At 72.5% G+C, this 18830-nt stretch carries 12 protein-coding genes; 5 read left to right on the forward strand and 7 right to left on the reverse strand.

What is annotated here, in order from left to right:
* Positions 1–15 precede the first annotated feature (15 nt).
* The 6 genes from OG753_RS08720 to OG753_RS08745 form a co-directional block, all read right to left on the reverse strand.
* Complete coding sequence (locus OG753_RS08720; RefSeq protein ID WP_405787962.1) at positions 16–1809, reverse strand: ABC transporter ATP-binding protein; 1794 nt, start codon at positions 1807–1809, stop codon at positions 16–18.
* Positions 1806–2867, reverse strand: coding sequence for an iron-siderophore ABC transporter substrate-binding protein (locus tag OG753_RS08725; protein WP_401273787.1), 1062 nt, complete (start codon positions 2865–2867; stop codon positions 1806–1808). Before OG753_RS08725 ends, OG753_RS08720 begins: the two co-directional genes overlap by 4 nt.
* Positions 2868–2980: 113 nt before the next feature.
* The gene (locus OG753_RS08730) at positions 2981–3820 is read right to left on the reverse strand and encodes an ABC transporter ATP-binding protein (RefSeq protein ID WP_327261232.1); all 840 of its coding nucleotides are present in this window, start codon (positions 3818–3820) and stop codon (positions 2981–2983) included.
* 38 nt (positions 3821–3858) lie between these two features.
* Positions 3859–4920, reverse strand: a complete 1062-nt coding sequence (locus tag OG753_RS08735) for an iron chelate uptake ABC transporter family permease subunit (RefSeq protein WP_327261233.1) — start codon at positions 4918–4920, stop codon at positions 3859–3861.
* Positions 4917–5975 (reverse strand): FecCD family ABC transporter permease, encoded by a 1059-nt coding sequence (locus OG753_RS08740; RefSeq protein WP_405787964.1) that lies wholly within the window; start codon positions 5973–5975, stop codon positions 4917–4919. The genes OG753_RS08735 and OG753_RS08740 overlap by 4 nt, the downstream gene beginning before the upstream one ends.
* A 300-nt stretch (positions 5976–6275) precedes the next feature.
* Positions 6276–6551: an isoamylase early set domain-containing protein gene (locus tag OG753_RS08745; RefSeq protein ID WP_033225103.1), complete on the reverse strand. Its 276-nt coding sequence runs from the start codon at positions 6549–6551 to the stop codon at positions 6276–6278.
* A 287-nt stretch (positions 6552–6838) separates the two neighbouring features.
* On the opposite strand from OG753_RS08745, the gene OG753_RS08750 reads away from it, so the two are divergent.
* From OG753_RS08750 to OG753_RS08770, 5 genes are all read left to right on the forward strand, one after another.
* The gene (locus OG753_RS08750; protein ID WP_405787966.1) at positions 6839–9115 is read left to right on the forward strand and encodes an MMPL family transporter; all 2277 of its coding nucleotides are present in this window, start codon (positions 6839–6841) and stop codon (positions 9113–9115) included.
* Positions 9116–9191: 76 nt separating this feature from the next.
* Complete coding sequence (locus OG753_RS08755) at positions 9192–13976, forward strand: type I polyketide synthase (protein WP_405787968.1); 4785 nt, start codon at positions 9192–9194, stop codon at positions 13974–13976.
* A complete protein-coding gene (locus tag OG753_RS08760; RefSeq protein ID WP_405787969.1) occupies positions 13973–14755 on the forward strand; it encodes a 4'-phosphopantetheinyl transferase family protein in 783 nt (260 codons plus the stop codon). Before OG753_RS08755 ends, OG753_RS08760 begins: the two co-directional genes overlap by 4 nt.
* A 6-nt stretch (positions 14756–14761) precedes the next feature.
* Positions 14762–17200, forward strand: coding sequence for a SpoIIE family protein phosphatase (locus tag OG753_RS08765; RefSeq protein ID WP_405787971.1), 2439 nt, complete (start codon positions 14762–14764; stop codon positions 17198–17200).
* 192 nt (positions 17201–17392) lie between these two features.
* The gene (locus OG753_RS08770; protein WP_405787972.1) at positions 17393–17623 is read left to right on the forward strand and encodes a response regulator transcription factor; all 231 of its coding nucleotides are present in this window, start codon (positions 17393–17395) and stop codon (positions 17621–17623) included.
* A 47-nt stretch (positions 17624–17670) separates the two neighbouring features.
* Here OG753_RS08770 and OG753_RS08775 read toward each other — a convergent pair whose 3' ends face one another.
* Entirely contained in the window at positions 17671–18687 is a 1017-nt protein-coding gene (locus OG753_RS08775) for a serine/threonine-protein kinase (protein ID WP_327261240.1), read from the reverse strand.
* Positions 18688–18830: the final 143 nt, after the last annotated feature.

Here is an 18830-nt window from a genome sequence, read left to right on the forward strand (position 1 = left end):
CCAAAATCGGGCTCGCTAGCTGCCTTCGCGCCAGGCCCGCCACAGTCGCGCGTAGCTGCCGCCCAGGGCGACCAGCTCCTCGTGCGTGCCCTGCTCCACGACGCGTCCCGCGTCCAGTACGGCGATCCGGTCCGCCGCCATCGCCTGGGTGAGCCGGTGTGCCACGAACAGCGTGGTCCGGCCCGCGCACGCGGCGAGCACGGCCCGCTCCAGCTCGGCCGCGCCCTCGCTGCCCGCCTCCGCCGTGGACTCGTCGAGCACCACCACCGGAGTGCGGCCGAGCACCAGCCGGGCCAGCGCGACGTGGGCGACCTTGGTGACGTCCAGCCGCTCACCGCCCTCGCCGACCGCGGTGTTCAGCCCTTCGGGCAGCGCCTCGACCCATCCGTCGGCGCCCACCGTGCGCAGAGCTGCCATCAGTTCGGCGTCGGTCGCCTCCGGTGCGGCCAGGCGCAGGTCCTCGGCGAGCGGGCCGGAGAACACGTGGGTCTCCTGCGTCAGGATGCTGACCAGGGCCCGCGCCCCGGCCTCGTCCAGACCGGCGAGGTCGGTGGACCCTATGCGCACCGAGCCGGCCTGCGGGGTGCCGATACCGGCGATCAGCGCGGCGAGGGTCGACTTGCCCGCGCCGGTCGCCCCCACCAGGGCGAGTGAACCGCCGGCGGGGATCGTCAGGTCGACGTCCCGGACGACGGGCTCCTCGGAGTCGGGGTAGCGGAACGTCAGTCCCCGCACCTCGACGGCCACGGGCTGCGGCGTGTCCGCCGCCCGGGCCGCTGCGAGCGCGCCCACCAGCCGGTCCTCCGCATCCTCCTCCAGTACCCCGACCAGGCGGGTCAGGCTCGCGCCGGACTTCTGGGCCTCGTCGAAGGTGAACATGATGGAGCCGAGCGGGGTGAACAGCCGGTGGAACAGCAGCGGGGCGGCGGAGACCTCGCCCAGGGTGGCGGCGTCGGCCTCCAGCAGGGCGTACCCCACCACGATGATCAGGACCAGTCCGATGAACTCGGCGCGGTTCTCCCGGCCCACGAACCGGCCGAAGAGCCGGAACACCTCGATGCCGAGTTCGCGCACCCGCCACGACTCGTTGGTGACCTTCTCTCGGACGGCTCCTTCGAGGCGGTACGCCCGGACCGTGTCGATGCCGTTCAAGCCGCTGATCAGGGCCTGCGCCCGGTCGGCCTGGGCCGCCCGCTGCGTGCGGTAGAGCGGGGCGGAGCGGGGGAGGTACCAGCGCAGAGCCAGTCCGTACGCGGGCAGTGCGCAGGCACCGGCCAGCCCGAGCCGCCAGTCCAGGCCGAACATGCCGATCGTGGCGATGACCACCAGCACGCCCGCCGAGAACACGGTGGGCACGGCCGTTCTGATGCCCTTGGACAGGACGGCCACGTCGTCGCCGACCCGGGAGAGCACGTCTCCCCGGCCGACCTGCTCGATCCGCACGCTCGGCATCCCCAGCACCGCCCGGACGGCGCCTTCGCGCAGCCGGGCGAGCAGGTCCGCGCCGAGGCGCCCGATGAGGTAGGTCGACAGGGCGGTGGCCGCCGCGCCGAGCAGCGCGGCGGCCACCATCAGTACCCCGGTCGTGACCAGGATCGAGCGCGGACCGCCCGCGACCACCCCGTCCACCACCCGGCCGAGCAGGAGCAGCGGGAGCACCTGGAGTGCCGCCCCCGCCACCGTGGTGAACACGGTGGCGGAGGTCAGCCACGGCACCTCGCGGCAGTGCGCGGTGAGCCAGCGGGTGGCCTCGCGTCCTGTCGTCGTGCGCAGGGCCGACGGGGCGACGCGCGTGGCGGTGATGCTCACACCTGACCGACCGACTTGACGAGTTCGTCGATCGCGTACGGGAGCGAGAGCAGCGTGCCCTGGGACATGGCGGCGCCGACCGCCGGGCCCTCGCTGTCGAGGAGGTAGGACACCTTGCCGTTCTTGACCGCGTTCAGGTTGGTGAACAGCTGGAACTTCTTCAGTGCTTCTTGGTCGGCCTTGTCGGCGATGACGAAGATGCGGTCGACGTCGACGAGGTCCATGCGCTCCGGGGAGAGCGTGGTGTAGAACTTGCCGTCCGCGATCTTGTCGATCTCGGTCTGGCCCTTGTAGCCGATGCCCGTCACCAGGCGTCCGCGCACGTCGGTGGTGGTGAAGGGGGCCACCGAGTCCTTGTACCAGGACAGCGGGACGGCGGTCTGGTTCGCGAACTCCGGGTGCGCCTTCTTGGCCGCGTCGAGCTTGTCCTGGATGCCCTTGACCAGCTCGGTGCCCTTGGCCTCCTGGCCGAGGGCCTTGGCGATGTGGACGGCGTTGTCCTGCCAGGGTGCGCTGAACGGCTCCTTCTCGGCCTTGGTGCGGCCCACCGTCGGAGCGATCTTGGAGAGCTTCTCGTAGGCGGCCTGGTCGATCTCGGAGTACACCGCGATGATCAGGTCCGGGCGCAGGGCCGCGATCTTCTCGTAGTTCGGGCCGGCGTCACCGTTGTTCATGATGACCTCGGGGCGGGTGTCCCCCCACTGGGCCTTCACCCAGGGCCACTGGGTGTTGATGTCGGGGGACGTCCCCGGCGGGTTGGGGTACTGGTCGACCATGCCGACCGGCTTGATGCCGAGCGCCAGGATGGCCTGGTCGTCCGTGTACCCGACCGAGACGACGCGCTGGGGAGCCTTCTCGACCTTCGTGGAGCCGAACGCGTGCTCCACGCTGACCGGGAACGTGCCCCCGGCGGCCGGGGAGTTGTCGCTCTTCTTGTCCGCCTTGTCCGCAGTGTCGGAACCGCATCCGGTGAGGAGGCCGACCCCGAGGGCCGCGGCGGACAGAACCGCCGCCCACCGCCGCCGGGGCGTCATACGTGTCGTTCGATGGAGAAGCATCCGAAATCCCTTGCTTTCGTGCCGTCCATTGCAGTCCCGCCCGAGGGCAGCCAAACCCTACCGCGGCCAAGTGAGGCTAGCCTAGCCTTACTTGTGCCGTAACTTTGTTTGATCTAGGAGAGCCGCACGTGGGTGCGGCCGATGGGCACGATGAGCGGCCGGTCGCCCACCGGGTCGTCCACGACCTTGGCGCGCAGCCCGAACGCCTCGTACAGCAACTCGGCGGTGATCACGTCACGGGGGTGCCCCTGCGCGAGGATCGAACCGGCCTTCATCACGATGAGGTTGTCGCTGTAGCGCGTGGCCAGATTGAGGTCGTGCAGCACCAGGACCACGGTGCAGCCCGATTCGTGCAGGTCGTCCACCAGGTCGAGCACGTCGATCGCGTGCGCCAGGTCCAGGTAGGTGGTCGGCTCGTCCAGCAGCAGCAGGTCGGTGCCCTGAGCGAGCGTCATCGAGATCCAGACGCGCTGGCGCTGCCCGCCGGACAGGGCGTCGACGGGGCGGTCGGCCAGGTCGGACACCCCGGTCATCGCCAGGGCGCGCGCCACGACGTCGGCGTCGTCCGAGGACCACTGGCGCAGCCAGCTCTGGTGCGGATGGCGGCCCCTGGCGACCAGGTCGGCCACCGTGAGTCCCTCCGGGGCGACCGGCGCCTGCGGCAGCAGGCCGAGCTTCTTCGCCACCTCCCTGGTCCTGAGCCTGCCGATGTCCTCGCCGTCCAGTACGACCGTTCCGCTGGTCGGCTTGAGCAGCCGCGACAGGGTCCGCAGCAGTGTCGACTTCCCGCACCCGTTGGAGCCGATGATCGTGGTGATCACCCGTGGCGGGATCGACACGTGGAGGTCGTCGATGACGACCCTGCCTCCGTACCCGACCGTGACCCCCCTGGCCGCCAGCCGTGAGGCCTCGTCTTCCCCGGACTCGATCCCGGCGATCTGAGATAGGGCCACAACTCCCCCTGATGTAGGCATGTCTGAAGAGATATCAACTAGCGGAGGTTGGCCCGTACCAGCAGGTAGACGAGGAAGGGGCCGCCGATCACGGCGGTCACCACGCCCACCGGGAGGGTGAGCGGCAGTGCCGTACGGGCGATCAGGTCCGCGCCGATCAACAGCAGGGCCCCCGCCATCCCGGAGGCAGCCATCGGCGGGGTCGGGCACTTCGCGAGGCGCATCGCCACCTGCGGCGCCACCAGCGCGACGAAGGGGACCGGGCCGGCCGCGCTCACCGCCACACCCGCCAGCAGGACCGCGCACAGCAGCAGGACCGCCCGCACCCTCGTGTAGCGGACGCCGAGGCCCGCGGCCACGTCGTCGCCGAGGTGCAGCGGCTTGAACTGGAAGGCGACGCCCGTCACGACGACCATCAGGACGAGGGTGCACCACAGCGCCACGCCCACGTCGTCCCACGAGCGGTTGTCCAGCGAGCCGATCAGCCACGCCTGGGCCCGCGCCACGTCCCTGATGTCGGCGGTGACCAGCAGCCACGTGGTGACGGCCTCCATCACGGCACTGACCGAGATGCCGATGAGGATGAGCCGGAAGCCGTCGATCCCGCGCCGCCACGCCAGGAAGTACACGAGCAGGCCCGTGCCGAGGCCGCCCGCGAGCGCCGCCCCGGACAGGCCCACGGAGTTCACGACCGCCGCCGCGGTCCCGCCCGACACGGTCACCAGGAACACGGCGACCGCGCCGGCTCCCCCGGTGATGCCCAGAATGTCCGGGCTGGCCAGCGGATTGCGCGCGATGGACTGCGTGATCGCCCCGGACACGCCCAGGGCGACGCCCACGACGAGCCCGGCCAGGGCGCGCGGCATCCGCAGGTCCATGATCACGAACTGGTCGACCTGCTCGCCCCCGCCCAGGATCGTGGCGATCACCTGGGACAGGCCGATGGGGAAGTCCCCGACGCCGATGGACAGGCAGAACACGAGGAAGGTCGCCGCCGCCAGCAGCAGCGTGACGCACACGACCCACGGCCGCCAGACGAACGAGACGGGGCCGAGCCGCACGCCCGGCGTCACCGCTGCCTTCACTTCGGTCCCGGTCATGCGCTCTTGAACTTTCCGCGCCACACGAGCGCCGCGAAGAACGGGGCTCCGAAGAGGGCCACGACCACGCCCGCGTCCAGCTCCCCCGGCCGCACCAGCAGGCGCCCGACGATGTCGCAGACCAGCAGGACGATGGCGCCGAGCAGGCCCGCGTACGGCACCAGCCAGCGGTAGTCCGGGCCGGTCAGGAACCGGGCCATGTGGGCCACCATCAGGCCGAGGAAGGCGACGGGGCCGCAGGCCGCCGTCGCCGCGCCCGCCAGCAGGGTGACGGAGACGATGCCGACGGTCCGGCTCAGGGCGATGTTCACTCCCAGTCCCCGTGCGACGTCGTCGCCGAGGTTGAGCAGATTGAGGGCGGGCAGCGTGATCAGCGCCAGGACCAGCCCGACCCCGATGAACGCGATCACCGGCAGGATGACGTCGAAGCCGACACCGGCCACGGAGCCCGCGTTCCAGAAGCGCAGGGCGTTCAGCGAGGCCTTGTCCGACAGCGCGACCGCCGTGGTCATCGCGGCGAGGAACACCGTGACCCCCTGCCCGGCCAGCGCCAGGGTCAGCGGATTGCCCGCGCCCCTGCCGATGCTCGCCAGCCCGAAGACGATGACACCGGCGACCGCGGCGCCCAGGAAGGCGAACCAGACGTACTGGAAGGGATGGGCGAGGCCGAACAGGGCGATCACCAGCACCACGGCGAACGAGGCGCCGGAGTTCACCCCCAGCAGGCCGGTGTCGGCGATCGGATTGCGCGTGTACCCCTGGATCAGCGCCCCTCCGACCCCCAGGGCCACGCCCGCCACGAGCCCGAGCACCGTGCGCGGCACCCGTACGGTCCGGACGATGAGCCGTATCTCGGTGAGCCGCTGATCGGGGTCGGGCACGCCCGATAACCCGCGCCACACCTCGGCGGGGGTCAGCGCACGCGCGCCGACGGCCAGCGACACCACCATCACCGCCAGGAGGACCAGTACCAGGGTGACCGAGCCCACGACCCGCCGCCGACGGGCCTCCGTTACGCCCCTGGGCACGGGGCGTTCCACTGCAATCGTGCCCATGTCGCTGTACGTCATCCCTTCGATCCACCGGGGGAGCATGGCCGGTGGCGCTCACCACCGCCCGGACGGGTCGGCACGCCGACGCAGCCGCGACCGAAACTTAGGCAAAGCTAAGCTGATTCCATGGCGAGCTGTCGATAGACAAATCGGGCAGGCAGGAGTGACGGGCCGCCAACTCGCCCGTAAATATGTACGGTTGACCGATTAGGCAAGGCTAACCTAACTCAGTTGGTTCACGTCATGCAAAACGCGCCCCGATGACCGCCGGGGCGCGCTCCGGTCCGCAGGGAGTCCGGGCCGTCAGGTGTGCAGCCGGCTGTTGGGGCCGTCCTGGTCCCCGGCGCTCTCGTCGTTGAACCAGTAGTCCCCGGCCGCCAGGTAGCGGAACGAATGGGTGCTCCTGCTGGGCAGCTCGACGGTCACGGCACGCTTGCCGTCCTTGCGGCGGGCCAGGGTGTGGACACCGGGCTGCCAGTCGTTGAAGTCGCCCACCACGCTGACCGGTCCCGGCGGGGTGTCGACGGGGAGGATGAAGGTGACCTCGGTGCGGTCCTTGCGCAGCTTGCGCTCCAGCATGGTGAGCTCCTGACAACGGCAGTGGGGGTGGTACGCCGCCCATAGTCGGCGGCCGACGCACCGGACGCACCCCGGCGCCGCCACTCCCACCCGGGACCCACCGGATCGAGTGACCCTCGGGCGCGCGATGTCACCCTGCGTGTCGACGGCCCCGGCATGCCGTCCCCTCCGCCCCTGTCAAGGTACGAATGGCCGGGGCTACGGCCGCGTCCCGCCTCCGGGCACGGTGGATATCGACCTTCCTGCGCCCGAGCAGGAGCGATTCGCCGTCCGCACCGGAGGCATCCATGTTCCGCCGCGCAGGGGCCTTCGTCACCCGCCGCCCCCGACTCGTTCTCGTGGCCGCGCTCGCCTTCCTCGTCCTGTCCGTCGTCTTCGGCACGGATGCGACCGGCCGGCTGAAGACGCAGGGGTACGACGACCCCCGGTCCGAGTCCAGTCGCGCGGCGCAGCTGGCCGCCGAGCGCCTGGGCGCGTCCCCCAACCTGGTCCTCGTCGCACAGGCCCGCAGCGGCTCCGTGGACGACCCGGCCGCCCGCAGCGCCGGCAGCGAACTGACCGGAAGACTCACCACCGCGGCGCACGTGAGCGCCGTGTCCTCCTACTGGACCGGCGGCGCGGCGGAGCTGCGCAGCCGGGACGGCCGGGCGGCGATGCTGGTCGCACACGTGGCGGGCGAGGGCGAAGAGCTCGGGGCGCGGGTCGAGCGACTGCGCGAGGAGCTGGCCACCCCGGACGACAACCCCAGTACCGCCGGTACCGCCGACCGGACGGCCCTGAGCGTGCACGTCGGGGGGAGCGCGCTCGTCGACGCCGAGCTCCAGGACATCTCGGAGTCCGACCTGAAGCGGGCGGAGTCCGTGGTCCTGCCGGGCACGCTGGTCCTGCTGGTCCTGGTGTTCGGCAGTGTGGTCGCCGCGGCCCTGCCCCTGCTGATCGGCGTACTGGCCATCGCCGGAACGCTGCTGGTCCTGAGCGTGCTCGGCAGCGTCACCGACGTCTCCGTGTTCGCGCTGAACCTCACCACGGCGCTCGGCCTGGGGCTGGGCATCGACTACGGGCTACTGGTCGTCTCGCGATTCCGTGAGGAGCTCGCTGCCGGATTCCTCCCGCGCACCGCCGCCGTACGGACCGTGCGCACCGCCGGCCACACGATCGCCTTCAGCGCCGCGACCGTCTCCGCCGCGCTCGCCACCCTGCTGGTGTTCCCGCCGTACTTCCTGCGGTCCTTCGCCTACGCGGGCATCGCCGTGGTGGCGATCGCGGCGGTGAGCGCCGTGACCGTACTGCCCGCCCTGCTCGCGCTCCTCGGACACCGGGTGAACGCCTGGGCCGTGCCGTGGCGCCGCCGGGTCCGGTCCGGCTCCCGGTCCGGGTTCTGGGAGGGGCTGGCCCGGATCGTCGTGCGCCGCCCGCTGATCGCGGCGCTGCCGGTGATCGGCCTGCTGGTCCTGCTCGCCGCACCCTTCGCCCACGCCGATTTCGCCACCCCCGACGACCGGGCACTCCCGGTGGGCGCGTCCAGCCGCCAGGCCGGTGACCTGGTGCGCGACCGGTTCGACACGAAGGCCTCCAGCGCGCTGACCGTCGTCACCGCGGGCAGTGCCTCCCCGCAGGAGAGGGAGGACTACGCCCGCCGGCTGTCCGCGGTCCCGCAGGTCGCCCGGGTCGTGGGACCCGACGGCGGCTTCAGCAACGGCGAACGCGCCTCGGTCCCCGGCCCGGCCGGATCCACCGCCCGGCCCTCCGCCGCCGACGGTCCGGTCCAGCTCTCCGTGATGCCGCTGGCCGACCCCCAGTCGCACGCGGCCCAGCGGCTCGTCCACGACATCCGCGCGGTACCCGCCCCGGCGGGCACCGAGGTCCTGGTCGGCGGACCGAGCGCGGTCCTGGTCGACGCGAAGGCCACGGTGGGCGACCGTATCCCGCTCGCGCTCGCCCTGATCAGCGTCACCACCTTCGTCCTGCTGCTCGGTTTCACGCGCAGCCTGCTGCTGCCGCTGAAGGCCATCGCGCTGAACGCGCTGAGCCTCGCGGCCGTCCTCGGCGCCATGGTGTGGGTCTTCCAGTCGGGCCATCTGCACGAGCTGCTCGACTTCACTCCCGGACCCCTCAGTACGACCATGCCCGTCCTGCTGTTCTGCATCGTCTTCGGACTGTCGGTGGACTACGAGGTGTTCGTCCTCGCCCGTATCAAGGAGGCGCACGAAGCCGGGCAGGACAACGCCCGCTCGATCGTCTCGGGCATGGCCCGCACGGGCGGCATCGTCACCACCGCCGGAGCCCTGCTCGCCTTCACCCTCCTGAGCTTCGGCACCTCGCAGGTCTCCCTCCTGCAGTTCTTCGGGATCGGCGCGGGCCTCGGCGTCCTGCTCGACGCCACGCTCGTCCGGGGTGTGCTCGTACCGGCGCTGATGCGCCTGGCGGGCGGCCTGAACTGGTGGGCGCCGCGTCCGCTGCGGGCCGGGGAGCCGACCCCGGCACCCCGTCCTCCCCCGGCTCCCGTCCGCAGGTGTCCCGCGGCCCGGCCGGCCCTGCGTACTCCGGCCCGCGCCCGCCACTGACCACCGGTACGCAGCGCCCCGCCCGGTCCCGTCCGTACCCCTCCGCCCGTCCCCTTCACGACAAGGAAGACCTCTCATGAACGACATCGCCATCACCGGACTCGGCTGCCGCTTCCCCGGTGCTCCCGACATCAGCGCCTACTGGAAGCTCCTGCTGAGCGGCAAGCGACAGTTCTCCGCCGTGCCGAAGGAGCGCTGGAACCATGAGACCTTCCACGAGCCCGGCAATCCGTCGGCCCCCCATGCCGCCTACACCGACCAGGTCGCCTTCCTGGACGACGTGGACCGCTTCGACGCCCTGCACTACGGCGTACCGCCCGCCCGCGCCCGGGCCATGGACCCGCAGCACAGGCTGCTGCTGGACGTGACCCGCGAGGCCCTCGACGACGCGGGGCTGGGCCGGGGCGACTTCGACCGGGAGAACACCGGGGTCTTCTGCGGCATATCGGTGTCCGACTACAAGGACCTGATGACGGCCCCCATCCGGGCCATCGCGCTGGCCGACGACGCGCGGCAGGCCGCGGCGGACCACGAAGGCCTCCTCGACGCCGTCAAGGACCACGCGCAAGGACTCGGCAGCGTCCAGGCCTTCAGCCTGCCGGGGAGCCTGCTCAACATGGCGCCCGGCACCGTCAGCCGGCACTTCGACCTCGGCGGCCCCAGCTTCGCCGTCGACGCCGCCTGCTCCGGCTCGCTGGTCGCACTGGACCAGGCCATGGCGCAGCTGCGCCAGGGCGGCTGCCGCATCGCCGTCGTCGGCGGCGTGTACCTCAACCTCACCCCCGACAGCCTGATCGGTTTCTCCACGCTCCGGGCGCTCTCCGCCACCGGGGTGTGCCGGCCCTTCGACGAGGGTGCGGACGGCTTCGTCCTCGGCGAGGGCGCCGGCGCCGTCGTCATCCGGCCGCTCGCCGACGCGCTCGCCGCCGGGGACCGTGTCTACGCGGTGATCAAGGGCATCGGCTCCGCCAACGACGGCGCCTCCCCCGGGCCGCTGGCGCCCGCCCCCGACGGCCAGTTGCGCGCCATGCGCCGGGCCTACGACGACGCGGGCGTCCCCCCGTCCACCATGGGCTTCCTGGAGGCCCACGGGACCGGAACCGAGACCGGCGACCGCGTCGAGGTGGAGGCCCTGCGCCGGCTGCGCACCGAGTACCCGGACGACGACCCCTCGCTGTGCTACCTCGGCGCCGGCAAGGCCCTCATCGGGCACTCCCTGTCCGCGGCGGGCATGGCCGGGCTGATCAAGACGGCCCTCGTGGTCCACCACCGCACGATCGTTCCGCAGCCGAAGACCACCCGGCATCCGGACCTGGGCATCGACGCCGCGGGCCTGCGCCTCGCCGACACCCCGCGGCCCTTTCCCGAGTCCGGTGCTCCGCGCAGGGCCGCCGTCAGTTCGTTCGGATTCGGCGGCACGAACGTCCATGTGGTCCTGGAGGAGCGGCCCGCCCCCGACCATGCGGGTGCCCGAGCCCACGCCCCCGCCGCCGGTGACCTCCCGGAACGCGGCCGGACCACCGGACCCCAGCTCGTTCTGCTCTCCGCCGGCAACCCCGAGCTGCTGGACCAGCACATCGGCAACGTTCTCGACGCACTCGACACGCCGGACCCCGCCCCGCTGGCAGCCGTGGCCCACACCCTCGGCTCCCGCCGGCCCCTGACGGCCCGGCTCGCGATCGCGGCCGACGACACGGAGGCCTTCGTCGAGCGGCTGCGCCGCGCCCGCCGGCAGCTCGCCGACGGCGACCGGGGCGACCTCGGCGACGGCGCATTCGCCGCGGACGCTCCGCTGCCGGCGGCGCAGCGCCGCCTCGCCCTCCTCTTCCCCGGGCAGGGCAGCCAGCGGCCGGGCATGATGCGGGAACTGTACGAGAGGTTCCCCGGCTTCCGGGCCACCGTCGACCGGCTGGGCGCCACGGTCCGCGAGGAGGCCGGCTTCGACATCGGCGGCCTGCTGTACGGCACGGCGGCGACCCCCGGGAGCGGGACCGAGGAGCCCGGGCAGCGGCTCGCCTCGACCGAGGTGTGCCAGCCGCTGCTCGGTACCGTCCAGATCGCCGCCACCCGGCTGCTCTGCGACGTCGGCGTCACGGCCGACGTCGTACTCGGCCACAGCGTCGGCGAGTTCGCCGCGGCCGCCGCGGCCGGTGCGCTCACCGCCGAGGACACCGTGCGGCTGCTGGTCCACCGGGGCGCGACGCTCCGGAGTGCCGAGAGCGGTCTGCGGGGCGGGATGCTCGCGGTCCAGACCGACAAGGAGACCTGCCGCCGGCTGGTCACCGGCATCGACGACGTGTGGCTCGCCTGCTTCAACCAGCCGCGCCAGGTCGTGGTCAGCGGTACCCCGCAAGGGCTGGTCGCCATGCGGGAGGCCTGCGCCGGGGCGGGGGTGGTCACGGTGGAGCTCGACGTCTCGAACGCCTTCCACTCGCCGCGGCTCGCCGCCGCGGACGAGACCATGCGCGAGGACCTCGCCGGCCGCCGCATCAGCGGCCCCGTCCTGCCGTTCGTCTCGTCCGTGGACGCGACCGTGTGCACCGACGCCGACCGGCTGCGCGAGCTGTGGGCCCGGCACGCGTCTGCGCCGGTCCGGTTCGGCGATGCCGTCCGCACCGCCTACGACCAGGGGGCCCGGGTCTTCCTGCAGGTCAGCGGAGGCAACTCGCTCCTGACCTCGGTCCGCCGCAACCTCACCGACCACGGCGACGTGCACGTCGTCCCGGTCACCGGGGCCACGCCGGACGACGGCCAGGCCTTCGTACGGGCCCTCGCCCGGCTCGCGGTCCTGGGCGTGCCGGTCGACCCGCGCGCCCTGGTTCCCCAGGACGAGCGCCGGCTGCTCGACCTGCCGGTGGCGAGGCTCGCCACCCAGTCGTACTGGGTGCCCTGCCGCCGCCAGGGAAAGACGGACACCCCCGCCGCCTCCCGCCCGGCCCAGTCCCCGCCCCGGTCCCCGGCGGCGTCCCCGGCCGGGCCCGTTCCCCCGAAGGAGAGCACCATGAACGACGCACCCCTCCACCCGATGGACGAACTGCTCCGGCTCGTACAGCAGCAGACGGCGGTGCTGGCCCGGCTCGCCGAGACGCTCCCCGAGCCGGACCCGGCCACGGAGGCGGCACTGCTCGCGCGCCTCGCCGACGCACTCCCGGGGCGGCACCCGGCCACGGAGGCCGTTCCGGCGACGGCCGGGACCACTCCGGTGCCGCCCGCCGCTCCCGGCGTACCGGCTGACGCGGACGTACCGGCTGCCCCGGTCGCGCCCGCCGAAGACGAGCCGTCGCCGGCCGGGGAGATCACCGGGATCACCGACTCCGTGCTCGCGCACGTGGCCCGGGTCAGCGCGTTCCCGGTGGCCCAGCTGCGCGACGACCACCTGCTGATCGACGACCTCGGCTTCGACTCGCTGATGCTGACCGATCTGTTCACCTCCCTCCAGCGGGAGTGGCCGAAGTGGACGTTCGACGGGACGGCCGCCGACGGGCCGACCGTCGGAGGCATCGCCGCGCTGATCGCGGGCGACTGCCCGGACGCCGTACCGGTCGCCGCCCCGGCAGTCGTACCGGCTGCCGTACCGGCGGCCGTTCCGGAGCAGCGCTCCGGAGGCGAGGAGCCCCGGGCCGCCGTCGCGCCGCTGCCCGAGGAGCACACCCGGATCGAGTGCTTCCCCGAGGTCACCGCCCACGGCGAGCACTTCGCCGCGCTCTCCGGGCTGGGGCTGCCCAATCCGTACTTCCTCGTCCATGAGGGTGGCATGACGGACACGACCGTCGTCGACGGCCGCGAGCTCCTCTCGTTCTCCAGCTACAACTACCTGGGCATGGCCACCCACCCGGAGGTGAACCGGGCGGCCCAGGAGGCGATCGAACGCTTCGGCACCTCGGTGTCCGCCAGCCGCCTGCTGTCCGGCAGCCGGCCGCCCCATCTGGAGCTCGAGAGCGAGGTCGCCGACCTGCTCGGGTGCGAGGCCGCGATCACCCTGGCCAACGGCCACGCCACCAACGTCACCGTGATCGGGCACCTCGTCGGCCCCGGGGACCTGATCGTGCACGACTCCCTCGCCCACGACAGCATCCTGCAGGGGTCCAAGCTCTCCGGCGCGACCCGGCGGCCGTTCCCGCACAACGACGCGGACGCCCTGGACACCCTGCTGACGCAGGTCCGCGACCAGTACCGGCGGGTGCTCGTCGTCGTGGAAGGCGTGTACAGCATGGACGGGGACATCGCCGACCTGCCAGCCCTCGTCGAGGTCAAGCGCCGGCACGGCGCGCTGCTGATGATCGACGAGGCGCACAGCATCGGGACGATCGGCAGGACGGGGCGCGGCATCGGCGAGCACTTCGGCACCGACCGCTCGGCCGTCGACCTGTGGTCGGGCACGCTGTCCAAGGCGCTGGCGAGCTGCGGCGGCTACGTCGCGGGGAGCCGTCCGGTCGTGGAGTACCTGCGCTACACCGTGCCGGGCTTCGTCTACAGCGCCGGAATGACCCCGGCCGACACCGCGGCTTCGCTGACCGCGCTGCGCATGCTGCGGGCCGAGCCGGAGCGCGTGGCACGTCTGGCGGAGAACGCGGCGCTGTTCGTGCACCTCGCGCGCGAGGCGGGCATCAACACCGGGGACAGCCACGGCACGCCGGTCGTCCCCTGCATCGTCGGGGACTCACTGAAGACCCTGCGCCTGGCGCAGGCCCTGTTCCAGCAGGGCATCAGCGTCAACCCCATCCTCCATCCGGCCGTACCGGAGGAACTGGCCCGGCTCCGCTTCTTCATCACGTCCGACCACACGCCGGGCCAGATCCGGCAGACGGTGGCCGCGCTGGCCCGCGAGCTGCTGCTCCTCGACACGGCCCCGGCCGCGTGACCCCCGTGTTCCGGCCGATCGCACAGGGCCGCGTCCACCGGTGGGGTGGAGCCCTGCTCCTCGTGGCCCGCTGCCGCGACCTGCGGCAGCGGGCGGGGCACGTACCGCTCTCACCGGCCGAGCGGTACGTGCTCCGCGCGCTGCCGGCCTGGCGGCAGGCCGAGTGGACGGCAGGCCGTCTGCTCGCGAAGCGCCTGGTCGGCGAGGCGGTCTCCGCTCCGGCGGAGGATGTGGAGATCCTCCCGCGGGACGACGGCAGCCCCTGCGTCGTGGTCGGCGGCAGCCCGGCGCCCGCCCTGAACCTGTCCATCAGCCACACGGCCCACCACGTCGCCGCGGCCCTCGCACCGCAGCCGGTGGGGGTGGACCTGTGCGAGACCGCCTCGGCCGATGCCGTACGCCGGGTCGCGGACCGCGTGCTGTCGCCGGAGGAGCTCTCCCTCGTCGGTACGGAGCGGCCCGAAGCCCTGGCCGGGGCGTGGGCGCTGAAGGAGGCGGCGGTCAAGGCGGACCGGAGCGGTGTCTTCGGAGCGGCTCCGCTGGGCGTCCCGATCCTCGGCCTCGGGCCGCCCGTCCTCGGCGGAGCGCGCCGCGCGATGGTGTGGCGGACGGACGACGCGACCCTGGCCCTGGTCCTCGCGACCCGGCCGGCTGAGCGCCCCCCGGCCGACGGCATTGCGTTGGTGCTCCTTGCCCCGCTGGATCATTCTGGTCAGAGGAGCGCCTGGCCGTGCGGGTCCCGTGGGACGGCGGCAGCGGAACGAGCGAGGGCGAGATGAGTGGCGATGGAGCGAGTTCCCACCTCTCCTGGTGAGCGGCCCGAGGAGACGGGCGCCTCCCTCGAGTCGGCGTACACGGCCTCGGCCACGATCAACGAGCAGGGCATCGTCACCGAGTGGAGCGAGGGCGCCACCCGGCTGCTCGGATACGTGCCGTCCGAGGTCGTGGGGCTGCCGGCCGCCCACCGGCTCGCCGATGTCCTCAGCGACGCCGCGCGGAACGTCCCGTCCGCGCAGGAGCGGTGGAGCGGGACGGTGGCACTGCGGCACCGGGACGGCCACCGGCTGGAGGTGGCGCTGCTCGCACACCGCTGGACCTCGACCGGAGGCACCACGAAGTGGTTCGTGGTGTCCGCCGTCGGCGGCGCCTCCCGCTCGCCCTGGGACGAACCGCTGAAGGAATGGGCGTTCACGCAGTCCCCCTGCTTCCTCGCGATCTTCGATGCGGACCTGCGGCTGGTGCGGGCGAACGCCGGCATGGAGCGGACGCTCTCCCTCACCGAGGCCGAGATGAGCGGGCTGCGGCTGCCGGAGATCGCCCCGGATCCCGTGAGCGACGAGACCGAGCGCAGGATGCGCCTGGCCCTGGACACCGGTGAGCCGCAGTACATGGAGGCCTTCGTCCATCCGACGGGCGGCGGCGCGGAGCACGGCTGGGCCACCTCGCTGGCCCCGTTGCGGGGCCCGGACGGGCAGGTGCACGCCGTGTGCCTGGCCGCGCACGACCGGACCGGCGTCGAGAGCGTCCAGCACCAGATGCTCCTGACGGACGAGGTGGACGCCGCCCCCATCGGTACCACCCTGGACAGTGTCCGCACCGCGCACGAGCTGGCCGACGCCGCCGTCCCCCGGTTCGCCGATTTCGCGGTCGTCGACCTGCTGGAACCACTGCCGCGCGGCGACGAGCCGGTCTCCGTCAAGGAGGGCGGCCCGGTCACCGTCTGCCGCGCCGCGGCGCGGTCGGTCCTGGACGGAACCCCCGAGTCGCGCGTAGCCGTCGGGGACACGACCAGCTATCCGCCGCTGTCACCGCCCGTCGCGGCGCTGGTCGCGGGCCGCGGTGCCGTGTACGGGGCGGCGGACCCGGAACTCGCCCGGTGGGCGGCCCAGGACCCCGGGGCCGCATGGATCGGCGAGTACGGGGCCCACTCGATCATGGTGGTGCCGATGCGGGCCGGCGGGGGGACGCTCGGTGTGGCCGTCTTCAGCCGCCACCGGCGGCGGGACCCCTTCCAGCCGGAGGACCTGAGGCTGGCCGGGGAACTCACGGCCCGCGCGGCCGCCGGTATCCGCAACGCGTACCGGTCCGGCCGCGAGCACACCACGACCATGACACTGCAGCGCAGCCTGCTCCCGCACACGCTGCCGGATCAGGCGGCACTGGAGATCGCCTCCCGCTACCTGCCGGCCGCCGGCGAGGCCGGTGTGGGCGGTGACTGGTTCGACGTGATCCCGCTGTCCGGCGCGCGGGTGGCCCTGGTCGTGGGTGATGTCGTCGGCCACGGCATCCGTGCCACCGCCACCATGGGCCGGCTGCGCACCGCGGTCCGCACCCTGGCCGACGTCGACCTGGCCCCCGACGAGCTGCTCACCCACCTCGACGACCTCGTCATCCACCTGTCCGCCGACGAGGCCGACCCGGAGTCGGGCGGGGAAGCGGCCGGGGGCATCGGGACCACCTGCCTCTACGTGGTCTACGACCCGGTCATCCGCCGCTGCACGGTGGCCCGCGCCGGCCACCCGCCGCCCGCCGTGGTCTCCCCGGAAGGCTCCGTGTACCTCCTGGACGTCCCGGCCGGTCCGCCGCTGGGCCTGGGCGGCCTGCCCTTCGAGACCCTCGAGGTCGAACTGCCGGAGGGCAGCATCCTCGCCCTGTACACCGACGGTCTGCTGCAGGCCCGCGACCACGACATCGACGAGGCGCTGGACAGCATGTTCGCGGCGCTCGTCCGGCCCGCGGATTCGCTGGACGGGGTCTGTGACCGCGTGCTGACGGCCATGCTGACGCACCGCCCGGACGACGACGTGGCCCTGCTCGTCGCGCGGACCCGGGGCCTGCACGCGGACCGGGTCGTCGTCTGGGACCTGCCCTCCGACCCATCCGTCGTGGCCACGGCCCGGCGGCAGACCACCGACCAGCTGACGGTGTGGGGACTGGAGGAGGCCGCCTTCGTCACCGAGCTGCTGGTCAGTGAGCTGGTCACCAACGCCATCCGGTACGGCCAGCCGCCCATCCAGCTGCGGCTGATCCACGAGAAGAACAGCACTCTGATCTGCGAAGTCTCCGATGCGAGCAGTACCGCCCCGCACATGCGGCGGGCCAGGACCTTCGACGAGGGCGGGCGGGGGCTGCTGCTGGTCGCCCAGCTCGCCCAGCGCTGGGGCACCCGGCACGCGGCCATCGGCAAGACCATCTGGGCCGAGCAGTCCCTCAACGGGTTCTGAGGACGCACACGCAGCTGGGCTGTATGCAAGGAAATGTCCCCTGTGACGCGCCTGTGACAGTCGACGGACACCGCCATGAAGTCCCGACGACAAGCTCTTTAACAGGGACAAACACCGACATTCGGGTACGAGTCCCCTGCTTCCGAGGACGTGAGCAGCAGTGATGACCAGGCCGATCCGTCGGAGGAAATCATGAGCCTCACCCTCGTCGCCCCGCAGACCGAAGCCGCCGCCACCACGCTCGCCCCCCGCGAGCAGGAGGCACTGCGACACATCGCCGCAGGCTGCACCTACCTGCAGACGGCCCGCCACATGGGGCTCTCGAAGCACACGGTCGACGCCTACCTGCGCCGGATCCGCGCCAAGCTGAACATCAACACCACGGCCGAGATGACCCGCCTGGCCATCTCCCTGGGTCTGTGACGCTCGCAAGAAGGAAGGAACGCCCGTAGGGGGTAGGGCGGGGCGGTCTACGGGCCGCCGGGCAGGCCGTAGAACACCGGCCGGGCCCAGACCGGGGGCTCCCGCGGGGGCGCGGAGTCCCCCGCGACTTCGGGGGTACGGGAATTCTCCCGCGGCGGCGGATCGGCGTTCCGGCCGATGCCGCCCCCGGTGGCGACGCGCAGCGCGGCCACGAATTCGAGACAGGACCCGTAACGGTCCTCGGGGACCTTCGAAAGAGCCTTGGTCAGTACGTCGGCGGCGGCGGGAGTTATTCCCGGCCGCCTTTCCGTCAGTGGGGGCGGGGGGTCGTACTGGTGCGCCCACAGCAGCGCCGCGTCCTCCTCGCGCTCGAAGGGGGGCCCTCCGGCGAGGGTTTCGTAGACGACGCAGGCCAGGCTGTAGAGATCGCACCTGCCGTCCACCGGCCTGCCCGAGATCTGTTCCGGCGCCATGTAGTCGAGCGTGCCGACGAATTCTCCGTCCGTGGTGAACCCGGTGAGCGCCAGCGCCTTCTTCGTCAGCCCGAAGTCCGTGAGGTAGATGTGCTCGGGGTGCTCGCTGTCGGTGCCCGCGGCCACCAGGATGTTGCCGGGCTTGACGTCCCGGTGCACGAGGTCGTGGTCATGGGCCGCGTCGAGCGCGGAAGCCACCTGGGCGGCGATGCGCAGGGCGGTCGCCACCGGCAGCGGACCCTCACGGTCCAGCAGCGCGCGCAGGTCCAGGCCGGACACGTAGCGCATGGCGATGTAGAGGACGCCGTCGGTCTCGCCGGCTTCGAAGATGGGCACGATGTGCGGGTGGTCGATCGACGCGGCCACCCGTGACTCGTGCGTGAAGCGGCGCCGGAAGGTCTCGTCGCGGGCGCGCTCCGGAGCGATCAGCTTGAGGGCGACCGTACGGTCCAGGCGCAGGTCCTTGGCGCAGTAGACGACGGCCATGCCACCGCGGCCGATCATGCGCTCGACCCGGTAGCCCGCGATCTGCTTCCCGATGAGGCCCGAGGCGCGGCCCGCGTACACGCTGAGGTTCGACACCTCGCTCATCGGGCGCCCCGCTCACCCGGCCCTGTGACGCCGCCGGACGCGGCGGGCCGCTCTTCCATACCTGGAAGTCTATCGAGCGGCCCATCCGCACGCCCGGTCGAACCGGGTCGTATCCGGTCCGGCCGGGCGGACACACGGAACAC

It is taken from the genome of Streptomyces sp. NBC_00029, assembly GCF_045160505.1.
Lineage (GTDB): Bacteria > Actinomycetota > Actinomycetes > Streptomycetales > Streptomycetaceae > Streptomyces.

What these genes read in the sequence shown, in the direction of transcription:
- OG753_RS08775 (WP_327261240.1), bottom strand. Translation starts at nt 18,687, where the DNA reads ATGAGCGAGGTGTCGAACCTCAGCGTGTACGCGGGCCGCGCCTCGGGC.
- OG753_RS08770 (WP_405787972.1), top strand. Translation starts at nt 17,393, where the DNA reads ATGAGCCTCACCCTCGTCGCCCCGCAGACCGAAGCCGCCGCCACCACG.
- OG753_RS08745 (WP_033225103.1), bottom strand. Translation starts at nt 6,551, where the DNA reads ATGCTGGAGCGCAAGCTGCGCAAGGACCGCACCGAGGTCACCTTCATC.
- OG753_RS08750 (WP_405787966.1), top strand. Translation starts at nt 6,839, where the DNA reads ATGTTCCGCCGCGCAGGGGCCTTCGTCACCCGCCGCCCCCGACTCGTT.
- OG753_RS08755 (WP_405787968.1), top strand. Translation starts at nt 9,192, where the DNA reads ATGAACGACATCGCCATCACCGGACTCGGCTGCCGCTTCCCCGGTGCT.
- OG753_RS08740 (WP_405787964.1), bottom strand. Translation starts at nt 5,975, where the DNA reads ATGGGCACGATTGCAGTGGAACGCCCCGTGCCCAGGGGCGTAACGGAG.
- OG753_RS08765 (WP_405787971.1), top strand. Translation starts at nt 14,762, where the DNA reads ATGGAGCGAGTTCCCACCTCTCCTGGTGAGCGGCCCGAGGAGACGGGC.
- OG753_RS08725 (WP_401273787.1), bottom strand. Translation starts at nt 2,867, where the DNA reads ATGCTTCTCCATCGAACGACACGTATGACGCCCCGGCGGCGGTGGGCG.
- OG753_RS08735 (WP_327261233.1), bottom strand. Translation starts at nt 4,920, where the DNA reads ATGACCGGGACCGAAGTGAAGGCAGCGGTGACGCCGGGCGTGCGGCTC.